This window comes from Bartonella sp. AD328YNZD (assembly GCF_042196425.1).
In genome coordinates this window covers 1-517 of record NZ_JBHIQG010000894.1, presented here as the reverse complement: position 1 = coordinate 517, position 517 = coordinate 1, and the positions used below count along the sequence as shown (strand labels likewise).

The window sequence follows — 517 nt, the reverse complement described above, 5'->3', positions numbered from 1 at the left end:
ACACTCTCAATACTATAGTTTAAAACATCAAACTTCATATCTGTATATTGCTTAGCCCGATCAACAGCATCATCAATCGCATCAATCACAATATTATTAACCCGTTGATCTGTATACTGCTTGGATTCATCAAGAATAATCTTCATCTGTTCTTTAGTATAATCATGGAGTTGTCCACCATTTACAGCCTCTTTCGAACCTTTCTCAATTTTACCATCAGCGACATTATCAATCAGAACAGGTTCACTGGCATCACCACCCGCTAATGTGATTTTATTGGTCTTTTTGCCGTTTTCATCTCTATCATAACGAACCGCATCCTCTTCAATGTTGTCAACTCTATTATTGATGTTATCAACTTTACCATTAATATTGAGAACTGTATCACCAATATCAGCAATGGTATTGGAAATGTTATCAACTCTATTTGAAATATGCTTAACATCTTTTTCAACACCAGTGATACGTTCATTGGTTTCCCAAAGTTGTCCACCATTAACCGCATCTTTCGAACCTT

General features: G+C 35.6%; 1 pseudogene. It reads right to left on the bottom strand.

Features of this window, described 5'->3' with window-relative positions:
* A pseudogene (locus ACFIO3_RS15625) lies at positions 1–517 on the bottom strand (hypothetical protein); the annotation flags it as partial.